Raw genomic sequence first — 15,471 nt, forward strand, 5'->3', positions numbered from 1 at the left:
CGCGCTATCTTATTGCTGCTAGGTGACATTATGACTACAAAAAAAACACCGCCAAATGATATAACATGCCCTCTTTGCCAACATGATGAATACTTCATATCAGAAAATGGAGAAAAATTTACTTGTGGTTCCTGTGGGTTTCATACAAAACAATTTAGCCAAATTAATCCAACTAACCTTGTTCCAATTAACCCACAACCTCAGAGCGTGATGCATTGCTTAAGTAGTGCTTGTCATTAATCCACGCCGTAAGTTCATTTAAACTATAGATATTTAAGGTCGACGCATTATGTGTTTCGACCTTAGTTTTATCTGCAATATTAAATGTTTTTAGACAAAACGTTTTAATTCCTGCACGAATACCAGCTTCAATACCTTTCTTTGTATCATCCACATAAATACAGTCACTGGGCAAAAAACCCATATTCATTGCCGTGTATAAGATTAGATCTGGCTCAGGCTTCCAACTGTTTGCGTCAAAAGCAGAGAAGATTTTTCCTTTGAAATGATCGAACAAACCAGTCATCAATAAAGATGATTCAATCCTAGACTTGGGAGCGTTTGAAGCGATACAAAATTCAATATTTTCATTTTTTAAATATTGAATTAACTCAAACGCGCCATTCATCGGCTGCAAATGACGCAGAAATAAGCTTTCCACTTCTTCACGATATAAAGGCTCTAAAATATCGAGTGAAATCGACAAACCAAGTCGATTTTGCGTCTCAGATAAAATATCGGCAAGTTTTCCACCTTGAAAATGTGTCAGAGACTCCTCGATAGATAAGTCAGCATCGAATTCTGAAAAGACATTTACTAATGCCTGACAACATAATCTCTCACTATCTATTAGCGTTCCATCACAATCAAAAATGACGCATTTAACTTCTTGTTGAACCATGCTCTACTCAATAAGCCTTGACCTAAGTTTCATAGTATAGGCTCCTCAACTTTAGAGGCATGACTGATGTAGCAATTTGTAGATACTGACTTATTTAGCTTTGCGAAATATGAAATAGATCACGTGATTAAGTGGATATTGGAGCAATTTAAAACACTAAAGATAAAACTCGTTCTGTAGAGAAGACCGTGAGTTGGTTTATGTGGTTAGCTGAATAATGAATCTGAGTGCGTATTTCAACAACATCAGCCAAGCTCTTCATAAACGACTGAGTAAAGTATGGGGGTTAAGCATTTTCGATGTTTTTTGGAGATAAGCCGTCCATTGATAAGACGGCTTGTAGGAATTCACAATATATTTGCGTTTAATGTCCCAGTCTAAAGGGTCAGCAAAAGCTTGTTAGGTAAAAGTAATCGCACCAATACAGTAATAGCCAATATTGTCTTTGAATATTCGCCACTCAATAAGTGAAGCTGTTATTGCTGTATCTTGAAATCGACTAAGAAATGCTTTTAGCTCTCTAACCAATTTTTAGCTCTCTAGCCAATATTGAGACTTCAAACCATGGGCGTCTTTGCAAACTGCTATTAATTGCTCTACAAAACTGAGTTCACTTTGACCTTGTTGCCCATGTACCACATCTGAGATGAGTAATGATTTTTCATCTACTGTTAAAATAGCGCTGGCAACCACTTCACCTTTGGATAGACCAATATATAAGGTATGTTCATCACAAAGAATGATTTGGCTAAAAAATTCAAGAAGATTAGCTTTGTTACTTTCATTGCTGCCAGCAGTGGCTTGGTTTAATGAAAACATCACCGTCAACTTGTGGAAATCAACTTTGTAAATTTCATCGACTTGACTTTCACCAGTATCAATACCATCAGGTGTAATAAGATGATAAGATTTTGTCTGAGTACTTTGTTGATAAATATCTCGCCCTAAAAGGCACTCTTTTGTAGGAAAAGCAACATCCACCTGACTCAAGAGCCAGTTGTTTTTTTTGATCGCGATTGCAGGTATTTCATTATTCATTCTTTTATTACCTTTAATTGTTACCCCCAAATATCACAATTATTTGGTAGGCACACATTCGACTTAGGTGCCGAACTGCAGGCAAAAAGCATACAGACCATCGATACCAGCAACAAGCACTTTAAATACTTCATAATTTCTTCCTTTTTATCTACAACAATGGACCTTTCGTTAATGTAAGAAAAGTTCTAAACTCCTACATAAATCTTAAGTCGCTGATTAAAACAATTAGAACTCATTAAATTAAAAGGATTTCTTATGAAAAAAGCCTTAGTTGCCATTGGACTTGTAACACTACTTGCAGGCTGCTCTGATAATGAGGTGGGTGACGTATCTCTTGGTATGTTTACCATGAAAGATATCAAACTCAACACTCTTATCGACCCTGAAGTACCAGGTGTAACATGCCACGTTGCAAGCATCGAAGCTGATTTCAGTTTAGCTGATCCTAGTGACAGCTCAATTTCATGTCGCCAAACGGGCGAAATCACTCTCGATATGCTGAGTAATATCGACACTAGTAAGTCTGGTGAAGTTGTTTTCAAAAAATCAAAAAGCATCTTTTTTAAGAACATGAAAATTAGACGTATTTTTGATCCAGCCAATCAAACCCTAATGTATCTATCATATTCTACTAAAGAGACATCTGGTAGCTTTAAGCATAGCCTTTCGACTGTTCCATTATGGGGAACAAAAGCTTATACAGACCCTAACACTCTCAATTTAGAAAAATAGACCAGTTATAAACCACCTGTTCAATAGATGTTCAGGTGGTTCTTTATGTAATAAAAATGAAAGAAAAAATACAATAATGTGATATGATACGGGAAAATTTTCTCACTGTATTTTTCATATGAAGTTTCCTGGACAGCGTAAATCTAAGCACTACTTTCCTACTCATGCACGCGACCCATTGGTCAACCAAATTCAACAAACACCTAAATTGCATCGCGCGACTATTGTTGGCGTAGGTCAAACTATTGTTGATATTGAAGCCCGTGTTGACAACGCATTCCTAGAAAAATACGAGCTGAGTAAAGGTCACTCTCTTGTATTGGAAGAAAGCAAAGCCGATGCACTGTATGAAGAGTTAGTTGAGCGCGGTTTAATCACACACCAATACCCTGGTGATACGATTGGTAACACACTTCATAACTATTCAGTACTTGCTGACAGTAAATCTGTTTTACTTGGTGTTATGTCTAAGAAGATTGAAGTAGGCTCATTTGGTTATCGTTACCTTTGCCGCACATCTTCTCGTATGAACCTTAACCACCTTCAAACTGTTGATGGTCCGATTGGACGTTGTTACACGCTTATTTCAGAAGATGGTGAACGTACGTTTGCAATCAATGAAGGGCATATGAATCAACTGCTGCCGGAAAGTATTCCTGAGAAAATTTTCGAAAAAGCATCAGCATTAGTTGTTTCATCATACCTAATGCGCGGTAAGCCTGAAGATCCAATGCCAAAAGCGGTACAAAAAGCGATTGAGTACGCTAAAGCACATAACGTCCCTGTAGTACTAACACTCGGAACTAAGTATGTGATCGAAGGTAACGCAGAATGGTGGCAAGAATACCTAAAAGAAAATGTCACCATCGTCGCCATGAATGAAGATGAAGGTGAAGCATTAACAGGTGAAAAAGACCCACTTTTAGCCGCGAACAAAGCACTGGATTGGGTTGACCTAGTTCTATGTACTGCTGGTCCTATCGGCTTATATATGGCAGGTTACACCGACGAATTAGCAAAACGCGAAACGACCTTGCCTTTACTTCCAGGTAACATTCCTGAGTTCAATAAATTCGAATTTAGCCGAGCTATGCGTAAGCAGGACTGTAACAACCCCGTTAAAGTGTATTCTCATATTGGTCCTTACCTTGGTGGTCCACTTGAGATTAAAAACACAAATGGTGCTGGTGATGGCGCACTTTCAGCCCTACTTCATGACATGGCTGCAAACAGTTACCACCATGTTAACGTTCCAAATTCAGAGAAACATGAGTATGAATGTTTAACTTATTCGTCACTTTCTCAGATTTGTAAGTACGCAAACCGAGTGAGCTACGAAGTGTTAACTCAGCACTCACCTCGCCTTTCTCGAGCACTGCCTGAACGAGAAGATAGCTTAGAAGAAACGTACTGGGATCGTTAATTACAATTCAATATGCGCTTAATTGCTTAATTGCTTAATTAAATATAAAAAAAAGGCTACTTTTTGTAGCCTTTTTTTATTGGTAATACCTTATGTCGTGATATGAAAATTTTGTAGTTTTACGACTAGTGGTTTCTAGACTTGATCTCGCGCAATGTCACTGCAGATCTGTTATCTTCTAGCACATAAATTCATTCGTTTGCCTTTACATCAGAATTTAATGCCTTAACATCCTCACGCAAACGATTACGTACACTATTTCTTGTTTGATAGAGGAGCGAAAATGCTTTCTGATATTGATATCTGTCGTTCGACAGTACTAGCCCCAATCAACTCAATTGCTCGTAAAGCAGGATTACTGGATCAAGAGTTCCAAGCACTTGGTCAACATAAAGCAAAAGTATCCCTTAGTTGTTTAGACCGTTTGACCAATGATTCAGCTATAAATGGCGAGCTAGATCACAACCTAAAAACGCAAGGTAAACTCATCGTTGTTACTGCGATTACCCCGACTCCCCTCGGTGAAGGTAAAACAGTGACAACAATTGGTTTAGCTCAAGGTATTGCCAAATTAAATGAATCAGCTTCAGCGTGTATTAGGCAACCATCAATGGGACCTGTTTTTGGTGTTAAAGGAGGAGCGGCTGGAGGTGGCTATTCACAGGTCGCTCCAATGGAAGAGCTCAATTTACACCTCACAGGTGATATTCACGCTGTTACTGCAGCGCACAACCTTGCTTCAGCCGCAATAGATGCCCGTATTTACCATGAGCAAAGAGAAGGTACACTAGCCTTTGAGCAACGTTCAGGTTTACAAGCTTTAAACATCGATTCAGATCGAGTGGTATGGCGAAGAGTCCTTGATCATAATGACCGAGCTTTACGCATGATTACTGTCGGTAAAAATGAAGCTGGTAAGTCTATTAACGGCTATGAGCGTGAAGATGGGTTTGATATATCTGCGGCATCAGAATTAATGGCTATTTTAGCTCTTGCCTCAGATCTACAAGATTTGAGAAAACGTATTGGTAAGACCGTATTGGCTTATGATATTAACAATAAAGCACTGACAGCAGATGATTTTCAAGTAGCAGGAGCCATGACGGTCACTCTTAAAGATGCAATTGAACCGACATTAATGCAAACTCTTGAAGGTGTACCTGCCTTTATCCACTCGGGTCCTTTTGCCAATATTGCTCATGGTAACTCTTCCATTATTGCCGACAACATCGCTTTACAACTTTCAGATTACGTTGTAACAGAAGGTGGATTTGGCTCTGATATGGGATTTGAAAAAGCCTGCAATATCAAAGCACAAACATCGGGGAAATCACCAGATTGTGCTGTTATTGTTACTACCTTACGAGGGTTAAAAGCAAATTCTGGTTTATATAATCTTCAACAAGGTAACCCATTGCCAGACTCCATTTTCAATGATGACAATAAAGCATTGATCGCAGGCTTTGAAAACCTTAAATGGCACCTTAAAAATGTCAAAAAATATGGGGTCACACCTGTCGTAGCTATCAATCGATTCCCACAAGACTCAGACAATGAATTAGCGTTGCTTAAATCAATGGTTAATACCTATGACCCAGAAGTTTCAGTTGAGATCAGTAACGCTTTTGGACAAGGTGGTGAAGGAGCTATTGAGTTAGCCAAGTCCGTTATTAAAGCCTGTGATAATGATGACACATTTACGCCGCTCTACAAATTTGAACAAACGCTAGAAGAAAAAATCATGGCAGTCGCCGAAGTTGGATATGGGGCAAGCAGTGTTACCCTTTCTGAAACCGCCAAATGCCAATTGGAACAATACACAAAATCTGGATACTCCGATTTAGCGGTATGCCTAGCAAAGACACCTTTATCGATCTCCACTGAAGCACGGGTAAAAGGTGCACCAACTCAATTTGATGTACCAATTCGAGAACTCAAACTCTGTGCCGGTGCGGGCTTTATTTATGCATTGTGTGGCAATGTAATGACAATGCCAGGTTTACCAGACAAGCCAGCCTTTATGTCATTAGACATTAATTCAAAAGGTCAAATTGTTGGGTTAAGTTAATAAAGCATATTTATTGGTCATGGATTTACCATTTATCGTATTTTCATGACCATAAAAACCATTAATAACCAGTTATTAAGTAAGGCTAAAATTACTACTGGGGTAAAGATCACATTATTTTTCAATATGAAACTGTATTATGCCGCCCACATTAGAGGGGAATAATGAATACGAATATCATTAAATTAGCCGGACAATTCATCTTTGTTGCTTTCGCACTTGGTCTGGTTCCTGCCCTCTATATAAATTCAGAACTTGATCGTATTGAGACCCAATACAATCGAAATATTCAGCAATCTAGTTACAATCAAATAGAATACAGTTCGCATAAATTAAAAGATATTATTCGCGAAATTGCTATTTCAATTCCGACTCTAGCTCAATCTAAAACTTTGCTCAAAGCAATAAAGCACCCGACAACTGATAATACAGAATCTGTTGAAGACCTCTGGAATATGCTGGCTTTAGGTCAAAAGTATTACTCGCAAATTCGCTACCTTGATTTAGATGGCAATGAAGTCATTAGAGTAAATTATAATGAAGGGACATCTGAAACTGTCCCTAGCCCTAAGCTTCAAAACAAATCTTCCCGTGATTATTTTCAGAAAGCACAAAGTCTAAACATTGGACAAGTGTCTGCTTATGGTATTGATCTTGAAATCGAAAATGGAAAGATTGTTCAACCGCTAATACCCGCATTCCGCATCATGACTCCTGTTGCTACAGCTAACAATCAGATACTTGGGTATTTTATTGTAAACCTCAGCATGTCTGACATTTACCAACAGCTTCAGTATGAAAAGCAGGTCACCCAAACCTTACCTATTTTGCTCAATCGATCTGGTCATATCATTATGGATACTGACCTAGAGAGTGCATTTGGTCACTTATTGCCAAACCGCGCTGATAAAACTTTCGCCATCACTCAACCAGACCTATGGGCTGAAATTCAAAATCACGCGAGTGGTAGCTATCTAGAAGGTGAATCATGGTACATCTACACTGATGTTGCTCCTGATATCCAGCAAATTACTGAGCCTTTATACATGGTTCTTAAAGTCGAAAACCGACAATTTAATAAACTTTACAACAGTGAAATTCGTTCAACAATCGAGCAATCCATTGCCCTTGGTATAATTATATTTCTGCTTTCTAGTGGCTTTGTTTTGTGGAATTACACACACAAGAAAAACAGCATTGAAAGCCAATTAGCCACAGCGGCTATGAATGGTATGTCCGCGCTCGTTATTACTGACCGTAACAACCGAATCATCAAAGTTAATCAAGAATTCACTCGCATCAGTGGTTACACGATAGATGAAGTAAGGGGCAGACAGCCTTCAATGTTTGCATCTGGTAAGTATAACCAAGAGTTTTACATTAATATGTGGGCTGTAATTCGTGATAATGGCATGTGGGAAGGTGAAGTCATTAATAAACGTAAAGATGGCTCACTGATAACTGAAATACTCCGCATACAAGCAATTAAAGACAAACTAGGGGTGATTCAGTTTTATGTCGCCTCTTTCGTAGATATTAGTCGCCATAAAGAACTAGAAAAGCGTTTAAGAGACTTAAGTGAGAAAGATGCACTTGCCGGATGCTGGAACAGAAGAAAGTTTGATAATGAGCTACGAGATGAATGTCTTCGTACCACCCGCTACCCTGATAAAATTGAATCTTGCCTAGCCATTCTAGATATCGATCACTTCAAACGAATAAACGATATGCATGGTCACGACCATGGAGATGAAGTCATTCAAACCGTTGCGAAAGTATTGCAGCGTGAATGCAGGGAAACCGATTTTGTAGCCCGAATTGGTGGGGAAGAATTCGGAATTATTCTCCCGCACACATCAACTAATGAAGCATATTGTGTATTAAACCGCTTAAGAATTGCTATTCATGTAGAGTTGGAATATAAAGTCACAATAAGTGGCGGCGTCACCAATATTACAGATAATGCTAAGACCAACTATAAATGTGCGGATTTAGCTCTCTACGATGCCAAAACTAATGGTCGTGATACGATCTGTATCTTCCTTGATGAAGAAATCAATCAAATTGCTTAAGCGAAACAACTAAGGTTTCGCCCCTTCCATAAATCACTTTAAAACCATCTAGTTTTAATACTCATGTGACTTAAATTTCAATCATTATTCCATTTACTCGTGTTGCTTAAGAAGTGTGGCTCAGATGAAGCGGTTCAACTGATCGGTTTAGGGAATAGCTCTAACTCACTACCATTTATGACCATTATGCAGTCCATATTCGCAGCATGGGCGGCTTTCTTTCCTAACTCCGTATCTTCGAACACCACGCATTGACTAGGCTCTAACCCAAGTTGCTCGCAGGCTTTAAGAAATGTCTCTGGGTGTGGTTTGTGCATTTCTACATCCGTCGCAGTCACGAGAGCACTTATTTTATCTAATATGTTATTTTTCTTTAATAGTTGAGTAGCGCTCACTCTTTGGCTTCCTGTCCCAACCGCTAATTTTTTATCGGTTTGGTGTTCCATTAACAACGAGTAAGTGCAATCAATGATTGAGCCTTTATCTTCAATTTCAGAGAAAACCTTCATTTTGAATTGTGATACTAATGTTGGGTCCAGATCCAAACCATATTTCATATTTACTTGAGAAGTAATTTTAAAACTAGGCATACCACCTAAACTATGAATCCATTGCTCGTCATATTGGAAGTTGAAATGCTCAGCTGTCGATCTCCAAGCTTTCATATGCGCAGGCATTGTATCGATTAAAGTCCCATCCATATCAAAAATTAAGCCTTCATAAACGCTTAAATCTATAGTCATCAAATTATTATCCTATTAAAAAATTACTGATACCTTAACCAACATTGCGTATCATACTCCATCAATTTCCATAGTGAATATAGCTCTATGTTACATATTTCAAACTCTGTCACCATCAAAAGCTGGGAACTCCAGCTAACTGCGATCCGCTCACAAGGTGCTGGAGGACAAAATGTCAATAAAGTATCGAGTGCAATACACTTACGTTTTGATATACACCACTCTTCCCTACCCGACTTTTATAAAGAAAGGCTACTAGCCTTCAAAGATAGCCGTATTACAAAAGATGGGGTCATCATCATTAAAGCTCAGCAATACCGGACTCAAGAAAAAAATCGAGATGATGCTTTGGAACGGCTTAAAGAGTTAATCTTAAGTGCAACGAAAGTTGAGAAAGTGAGGAGACAGACTAAACCAACTCGTAACTCTCAAAAAAGACGTCTAGAATCAAAGAACCAACGTAGTCAAACTAAAAAGCTAAGATCAAAGATTAATTAACGTATTGCATCCTATTTTAAGGATTCAGATTGATTATTTCTCTATTTATAATATGCTCAGATAGTTAGTAATATTTATATTAATAATATACATAATAAAAACAGTAATATATTTTTGAGATATGCATAAAAACAATAGTTAAGGATCGATGATGAACATTAGGCAAAAGCTATATTCACTTGGTTTTATTGCCGTATTAGGTGTATTAACACTGTTATTTACAGCAACACATTTTGCGACAACCACCGGTGATTTAAACCAAGCAACAAATTTAGTTTCACAATTAGAAACTCGCCTACTGCATCTACGTAGGAATGAAAAGGATTTTCTTCTCAGGCATAACATAAAATATTTAGACAAATTTGAATCCAATGTCACTTTGTTTTTAGATTTGGAAAAACAACTTTCGGTCATATTAGACAAACATCAACTCCCTTCGAGTAGCAAGCTACGTCAAGATCTCGTTGCCTATCAGAATGGCTTCAATAAACTAGTTTTCGGATATCAAAAACTAGGGCTGAGCAGAAAAGAGGGCTTAAAAGGTTCTTATAATAAAGCCTTTGATACTGCTTACTCGCAGGCCTCAACTAAACAAGCCTTAGATTTATTGCTTTTCAATAAAGAAGTCTATAACGGTGTATACAATTTTGATTTAATTTCCTCTATTAATAGCAGTCAGCTAGTCGATACTAGCCGTCAATTTATAGCTCAAGAGAAAGTAATCGGGCTCAAATATAATGAAGGTTTATTGGGTGATACGCGCTCATTATCACACGCAGTTGAAGAGCAATTTAAAAATTTTTCAGCGACCATACATGATGAAAATTCACAACAACTGGAACGCTTAAGTTTTATAAAGCAGCTGGTGTCTGTTGTTGTCCTTCTTGTTATATCAGGTCTAGTTTTCCAAATATCACGCTCCATCAACCGCCAAGTTCAATCTTTATCTAATGTTATAAGCAAAATATCTCAAACGAATGATATCGGCGTACGTGCTAATTTACCGGGTAATGATGAACTAACTTCTATTGGTAAACATTTCAATAGTTTATTAGATAAGATCGAAGCCTTGATTCTTGGTTCTCAAGATAAGTCTAAACATTTATCCGGCAGTACTGGCAACATGCATAATCAACTTGAAGGTGTAATTACTCAATTCCATGTTCAAGCCGATCACACAGCAACAATGGCTACATCAGTTCAAGAAATGGTTTCAACAATCAATGAAATCTCCGAAAGTACTACGATTGCGGTAGAAGGTGTTCAGCAAGCGGCTAATAATGCGCAAAGTGGGCGTCAAGTCGTAAGGACAACTGTACAAAATATAAGTGAGCTTTCCTCGACCCTAGCGAATAGCCAAACTTCTATTAATTCTTTAAATGAACATGTTGATAAAATTGGTGGTGCCGTAAACATTATCCAAGAAATTGCAGAACAAACTAACCTTCTTGCTTTAAATGCTGCAATTGAAGCTGCACGTGCAGGAGAGCAAGGAAGAGGTTTTGCGGTTGTTGCGGATGAAGTTAGAGCACTTGCCAGCCGAACCCATCAATCAACTGAAGAGATTACTAAGGTTGTGTCAGCGATTCAAAACCAAATGTCGACAGTTGTTGGAGACATCGATAAATGTAACCAGCAAGGGCAAGACACACTATCTGACTCTGAATTGCTTGATTCAAGCTTAAGTCAAATAATAACGGATATGAGTACCATTCAAGCCAACTCTGAACGTATTGCTTCTGCAATAGAGGAACAAGGCATTGTAATGAATCAAGTGAGCGAATCTATTACGGAGCTAAACGGTATATCCGAAAATAATATGCATTCAGCGCAAGAGTGCTTACTAGAAGTAGACAACGTATCAGCGCAAGCTAATGATATGGATTCTGCTGTCGCAGAATTTAAAACAAGCAAAGTTTAGTTTGATAGATATCCTAGCCTAAACAGGCATTACAACACGCACTAAAAAGCCGCTCAATTGAGCGGCTTTTCACATCATTCTCAAAATTTTACTTCATCTTTCTACGTCTTAAACCAGCTAATAAAATAAGTGGTAACCCCAATATGGAAATACTACCGCCGCTAGAGCTACTGCTGCTTGAAGAATCACCGTCTGTTGGGCTGTTACCAAAGTATTCAATTTCACCATTAACTGCTAAGTGATTAGTTCTGAGATTATCAGAACTAGTAGACTTAGGAGTTTCCCCGCCAGCTAAAACACTGTCAATCCAAGCATTGTAATCATGAATTTCGGTGAATACTGAGGTCACGCCTATATTCGCACCACATGATGATGGACCAAAGCTAGTGATCCCTACTTGTACGTATTTACTTCCATCATACCAATATACAGGGCCGCCAGAGTCGCCTTGGCAGGTACCATTTTTAAGTCGAGTTAAAGAGCTGTAATCCCCATCAAAACAAATTTGCTTGGTGGTTATTCGATCGCCATTAAAAAATACAGATGAACAGGCGCTATTACTAACTAGGTTTAAATCAACTTGCAGCAACTGATCATTACCATCATAGCCTGATACGGTATCTCCGTGCCCTACAGCAGTAAACTTAGTGTTGACCTGATCATTTCGATAGGACTCACTATCTGGTCTACGAATAACATCATTAATAGTATCGATGTTCATGGCTGTTTCCAGCTTTAAAATAGCAACATCGTTCTCTAAAAAATAACTGATATCATCGTTATAGTCATTGCGATAGTAAATTTCTTTGACTCTATTCCTTTGAATATCCCCTAAAGGGTAGTCATCAACATTTTGCAGTTGAGGTACTACAACCGTGAACAGAGAGATTGCTTCATTGCCATAAATACAATGGGCCGCGGTCAATATATGGTGTTCATCTAAGATGGTGCCACCACAGAAAGGATTGGTGAAATATTTACCATCGTATTCAAAGCTATCAAGAAATAAATTAGCAATAGAAGGATATTCACTGACTGGTGCATTTACGCCATTAACTATATAACTAGATACATCATTGTTGTCACTTGCACTTGCACTTGCACTTGCACTTGCAAAGCCTGACAGCAATAAACATAAAGTTACGGATAATCGATTCACCTTCATTATGTTGCTCCATTACATCTTTATAAAATACGTAGCTACTAGAAACGATTTTTGTTGCTAATACAAGTGTAGCGTTAAATCAATAGACAGAATGAGATGAAGGTCGAGGCTGGTTACATGGATTAAGTTATTTTTTCAAATCTCCTCTTCGATATCATCGTTTAGTTCATTTAAAAACGCAGGCAACTGCCTAATAAAAAACAAAAAAACCTACTGCTTACTCAGCAGTAGGTTTAACTTTCTCCACCTCTGTAGATGGGAAGATTACGAGTTATTTAGAGAAAAAAGTAAAATCTAACCTTTGACTCTTAACAAATTGTACTAACCGCGGTAATAGCGCTGCGGTACAAATGGCATTTTTTCAACAGTCATCGCAAGTTTCTTACCACGAACTTCAGCGAATACTTCAGTACCAATAACGGCTAAATCAGTACGTACATAAGCCATAGATACCGGCTTCCCTGCGTTAGGACCAGCAGTACCACTTGTTACTACGCCAATTTTGTTATCATCAGCATCAAATAATTCAGCGCCTTCACGAACCGGTGCTTTAGTTTGACCAACTAAACCTACACGCTTACGTTGTACGTCTTTAGTAACAATTTGCTCTAAAATAATGTCAGCACCTGGGAAACCACCAGCACGTTCACCATCAGTGCGACGAACTTTTTGAATTCCCCATAGAAGGCTAGCTTCAACTGGCGTTGTTGTTGTATCTAGGTCATGACCGTACAGACATAGACCACATTCAAGACGAAGTGAATCACGAGCACCAAGACCAATCCACTCAACTTCCTCTTCGCCCGTTAATTTACGAGCCAGAGCTTCAGCGTTATCATTAGGTACTGAGATCTCGTAACCATCTTCACCAGTGTAACCACTTCGGCTCACGATGCACTCAACGCCATCGATATCTACTTTTTGAACGTCCATGAACAACATGTCTGCAACACTTGGTTGGAAACGAGCAAGAACTTCAGATGCTTTAGGTCCTTGAAGTGCTAATAGAGCACGATCATCAATCACCTCCATCTCAACATCAGCAGGAAGATGAGCAGTTAGATGGTCGATATCTTGTGTCTTACACGCAGCGTTCACAACAACGAATAGGTGATCACCTAGGTTTGCAACCATAAGGTCATCCATAATGCCACCTTGCTCGTTAGTAAAGAACGCATAACGTTGCTTACCTGCAGGGAGATCCATAATATCTACCGGAACTAGTGACTCAAGTACTTTCGCAGCATTCTCACCATGCAGGCGTAGTTGTCCCATATGTGAAACATCAAATAAACCAGCAGCATCACGCGTGTGTAAGTGCTCTTTCTTAACGCCAAGTGGATACTGAACTGGCATATCATAACCAGCAAAAGGAACCATTTTCGCGCCTACTTCAACATGTAAAGTATGCAGTGGTGTTTTCAGTAAGTTAGCTTGTTCTTGAGTCATTTTATTCTCCATGCGTCGCAGGGCTTTCATTTTAAGCCTGCCGCTTTGTCTCTATTAAGAGTCATCTCTTATTTGCTTGATTGTAGATCTTATTAATTAAGATACCTTGTACAAATATCGATAAGACCCGGTAGATAGTGGGAACTTAATTTAAGCGTAAATCAAATCCCCAAGAATTCACTTCAATAAACCATGATCTACATGAGTAAACCTTGTTCACTATAATAAACAAGCATGAGGCAGTTTTATAGCCTTAACAAGATTAAAACAGTCGAAAATGTGACATTTAACAATTAAATTACAATTAAAACGCCCAAACAAAAACGCCACTTTGATGATTATCACATCAAAATGGCGCTTTTTAATCGAAGTTAGCAACACAAGCAAACGGTTGCCTTCACTATAAGAAATTTATTATTCTTTGTTTTATTTTGCAGTAACCCACAAAATATGAGCATCATCGACGCTCGAAGAGATCAGCATATGCCCCATATTCGCATCATAATACATGCTATCCCCTTCACTCATTGAAACCGGTTCATAGAACTCAGAATAAAACATAACTGAGCCTGATATGATCATCAGAAACTCTTCACCATCATGTCGAACCCAGTCGTTATACTCATCAAAGCTACGAGCTCGCACTCGGCTCTTGAAAGGCATCATTTTTTTATTTGATAACTCTGTTGCCAGCAATTCATGCTCATAAGTTGGCGTTGGGTGTGGTTTCCCTTGACCTGACTTGGTTAAATCCCTACGCCCTGTTGCCACCTTTTTTCTTGGCGGTTCAAAGAGTTGAGGCATATCTATCTGCAAACCCAAGGCGAGTTTTTGCATAGCTTGATAAGTCGGCGAGATTTGTTCGTTTTCAATTTTACTTAAAGTAGACCGTGCCAAACCTGTTCTTTGACTGGCTTCTTCTAGAGTTATACCCAATTTGCTACGGATATCTTTGATTCTCTGACCAAGCTTTAAAGGCTCGATATTTTGATCTAGCGACTCTTTCGCCAACGTTAAAGATGGGTACTCATCATAAATGTCTTCTGACATAGGTCCCTCATTATTTTTATGCATCCTGTCTATAAATATTATTGTTGCACGAAGACCTTTGTTGATTAAAGAGCACACAGCAAAATAAACCGTGCTCTCGGTAACAGAATCAGAAAATCTGTTTCCTATAGGAAATTTTTGATTGATTGTTTGTGACAGGAAAGCTATGTTATCGACTTGTTAGATGAAGAGATGCTACTTCTGCTCGAAGCGAATGATAGTTTTAACATTTGCTTAAGCTATTTTTACCCTACTTTTTGGGGACCAATTCGTACTGCATTTACCCTACAAATAATCGTTAAACGTAATAACAAATATGACGCGAACGATAACAATGCAGAAACTAACGTAATACTGATGGAACAATAATAAACACTCACCATTGGTTATAATGAAAGGTCATCGACA

14 protein-coding genes are annotated in these 15,471 nt (G+C 38.5%); 8 read left to right on the plus strand and 6 right to left on the minus strand.

Annotated features, from left to right (window positions below; translation table 11 throughout):
* Window positions 1-30: 30 nt before the first annotated feature.
* On the plus strand, window positions 31-240 hold the full coding sequence (locus OCU78_RS22950; protein WP_137374165.1) for a hypothetical protein: 210 nt from the start codon (window positions 31-33) through the stop codon (window positions 238-240).
* Here OCU78_RS22950 and OCU78_RS18105 read toward each other — a convergent pair.
* Window positions 188-901 carry an HAD-IA family hydrolase gene (locus OCU78_RS18105; RefSeq protein ID WP_137374164.1) on the minus strand — a complete coding sequence of 238 codons (714 nt, stop codon included), beginning with the start codon at window positions 899-901 and terminating at the stop codon, window positions 188-190. The genes OCU78_RS22950 and OCU78_RS18105 overlap by 53 nt on opposite strands.
* Window positions 902-1,432: 531 nt before the next feature.
* Window positions 1,433-1,939: a hypothetical protein gene (locus tag OCU78_RS18110; protein WP_137374163.1), complete on the minus strand. Its 507-nt coding sequence runs from the start codon at window positions 1,937-1,939 to the stop codon at window positions 1,433-1,435.
* A gap of 258 nt (window positions 1,940-2,197) precedes the next feature.
* On the opposite strand from OCU78_RS18110, the gene OCU78_RS18115 reads away from it, so the two are divergent.
* The 4 genes from OCU78_RS18115 (at window position 2,198) to OCU78_RS18130 (ending at window position 8,237) form a co-directional block, all read left to right on the plus strand.
* A complete protein-coding gene (locus OCU78_RS18115) occupies window positions 2,198-2,674 on the plus strand; it encodes a CreA family protein (RefSeq protein WP_137374162.1) in 477 nt (158 codons plus the stop codon).
* Between the two features lie 118 nt (window positions 2,675-2,792).
* Complete coding sequence (locus OCU78_RS18120) at window positions 2,793-4,097, plus strand: inosine/guanosine kinase (protein ID WP_137374161.1); 1,305 nt, start codon at window positions 2,793-2,795, stop codon at window positions 4,095-4,097.
* A 283-nt stretch (window positions 4,098-4,380) separates the two neighbouring features.
* A complete protein-coding gene (locus OCU78_RS18125; RefSeq protein ID WP_137374160.1) occupies window positions 4,381-6,165 on the plus strand; it encodes a formate--tetrahydrofolate ligase in 1,785 nt (594 codons plus the stop codon).
* Between the two features lie 164 nt (window positions 6,166-6,329).
* Window positions 6,330-8,237: a sensor domain-containing diguanylate cyclase gene (locus OCU78_RS18130; RefSeq protein WP_137374159.1), complete on the plus strand. Its 1,908-nt coding sequence runs from the start codon at window positions 6,330-6,332 to the stop codon at window positions 8,235-8,237.
* Window positions 8,238-8,371: 134 nt separating this feature from the next.
* Here OCU78_RS18130 and OCU78_RS18135 read toward each other — a convergent pair whose 3' ends face one another.
* The gene (locus OCU78_RS18135) at window positions 8,372-8,980 is read right to left on the minus strand and encodes a beta-phosphoglucomutase family hydrolase (protein WP_137374158.1); all 609 of its coding nucleotides are present in this window, start codon (window positions 8,978-8,980) and stop codon (window positions 8,372-8,374) included.
* 87 nt (window positions 8,981-9,067) lie between these two features.
* On the opposite strand from OCU78_RS18135, the gene arfB reads away from it, so the two are divergent.
* Complete coding sequence (gene arfB, locus OCU78_RS18140; protein ID WP_137374157.1) at window positions 9,068-9,478, plus strand: alternative ribosome rescue aminoacyl-tRNA hydrolase ArfB; 411 nt, start codon at window positions 9,068-9,070, stop codon at window positions 9,476-9,478.
* 151 nt (window positions 9,479-9,629) lie between these two features.
* Window positions 9,630-11,399: a methyl-accepting chemotaxis protein gene (locus OCU78_RS18145; RefSeq protein WP_137374369.1), complete on the plus strand. Its 1,770-nt coding sequence runs from the start codon at window positions 9,630-9,632 to the stop codon at window positions 11,397-11,399.
* A gap of 88 nt (window positions 11,400-11,487) precedes the next feature.
* On the opposite strand, the gene OCU78_RS18150 is transcribed toward OCU78_RS18145, so the two are convergent.
* From OCU78_RS18150 to OCU78_RS18160, 3 genes are all read right to left on the minus strand, one after another.
* Window positions 11,488-12,564: a S1 family peptidase gene (locus OCU78_RS18150; protein WP_137374156.1), complete on the minus strand. Its 1,077-nt coding sequence runs from the start codon at window positions 12,562-12,564 to the stop codon at window positions 11,488-11,490.
* 321 nt (window positions 12,565-12,885) lie between these two features.
* Entirely contained in the window at window positions 12,886-14,013 is a 1,128-nt protein-coding gene (gene gcvT / locus OCU78_RS18155; protein ID WP_137374155.1) for a glycine cleavage system aminomethyltransferase GcvT, read from the minus strand.
* 426 nt (window positions 14,014-14,439) lie between these two features.
* Window positions 14,440-15,063 (minus strand): helix-turn-helix domain-containing protein, encoded by a 624-nt coding sequence (locus OCU78_RS18160; RefSeq protein WP_137374154.1) that lies wholly within the window; start codon window positions 15,061-15,063, stop codon window positions 14,440-14,442.
* Between the two features lie 192 nt (window positions 15,064-15,255).
* On the opposite strand from OCU78_RS18160, the gene OCU78_RS18165 reads away from it, so the two are divergent.
* Window positions 15,256-15,432: a hypothetical protein gene (locus OCU78_RS18165; protein ID WP_167494052.1), complete on the plus strand. Its 177-nt coding sequence runs from the start codon at window positions 15,256-15,258 to the stop codon at window positions 15,430-15,432.
* The last annotated feature ends 39 nt before the right edge of the window (window positions 15,433-15,471 follow it).

Origin of the sequence: Vibrio gallaecicus, assembly GCF_024347495.1 — a bacterium.
GTDB lineage: Bacteria > Pseudomonadota > Gammaproteobacteria > Enterobacterales > Vibrionaceae > Vibrio > Vibrio gallaecicus.

Bases quoted from the DNA above. Each gene is read 5' to 3' on its own strand.
- OCU78_RS22950 (WP_137374165.1), top strand. From the start codon at position 31: ATGACTACAAAAAAAACACCGCCAAATGATATAACATGCCCTCTTTGC.
- OCU78_RS18105 (WP_137374164.1), bottom strand. From the start codon at position 901: ATGGTTCAACAAGAAGTTAAATGCGTCATTTTTGATTGTGATGGAACG.
- OCU78_RS18110 (WP_137374163.1), bottom strand. From the start codon at position 1,939: ATGAATAATGAAATACCTGCAATCGCGATCAAAAAAAACAACTGGCTC.
- OCU78_RS18115 (WP_137374162.1), top strand. From the start codon at position 2,198: ATGAAAAAAGCCTTAGTTGCCATTGGACTTGTAACACTACTTGCAGGC.
- OCU78_RS18120 (WP_137374161.1), top strand. From the start codon at position 2,793: ATGAAGTTTCCTGGACAGCGTAAATCTAAGCACTACTTTCCTACTCAT.
- OCU78_RS18125 (WP_137374160.1), top strand. From the start codon at position 4,381: ATGCTTTCTGATATTGATATCTGTCGTTCGACAGTACTAGCCCCAATC.
- OCU78_RS18130 (WP_137374159.1), top strand. From the start codon at position 6,330: ATGAATACGAATATCATTAAATTAGCCGGACAATTCATCTTTGTTGCT.
- OCU78_RS18135 (WP_137374158.1), bottom strand. From the start codon at position 8,980: ATGACTATAGATTTAAGCGTTTATGAAGGCTTAATTTTTGATATGGAT.
- arfB (WP_137374157.1), top strand. From the start codon at position 9,068: ATGTTACATATTTCAAACTCTGTCACCATCAAAAGCTGGGAACTCCAG.
- OCU78_RS18145 (WP_137374369.1), top strand. From the start codon at position 9,630: ATGAACATTAGGCAAAAGCTATATTCACTTGGTTTTATTGCCGTATTA.
- OCU78_RS18150 (WP_137374156.1), bottom strand. From the start codon at position 12,564: ATGAAGGTGAATCGATTATCCGTAACTTTATGTTTATTGCTGTCAGGC.
- gcvT (WP_137374155.1), bottom strand. From the start codon at position 14,013: ATGACTCAAGAACAAGCTAACTTACTGAAAACACCACTGCATACTTTA.
- OCU78_RS18160 (WP_137374154.1), bottom strand. From the start codon at position 15,063: ATGTCAGAAGACATTTATGATGAGTACCCATCTTTAACGTTGGCGAAA.
- OCU78_RS18165 (WP_167494052.1), top strand. From the start codon at position 15,256: ATGCTACTTCTGCTCGAAGCGAATGATAGTTTTAACATTTGCTTAAGC.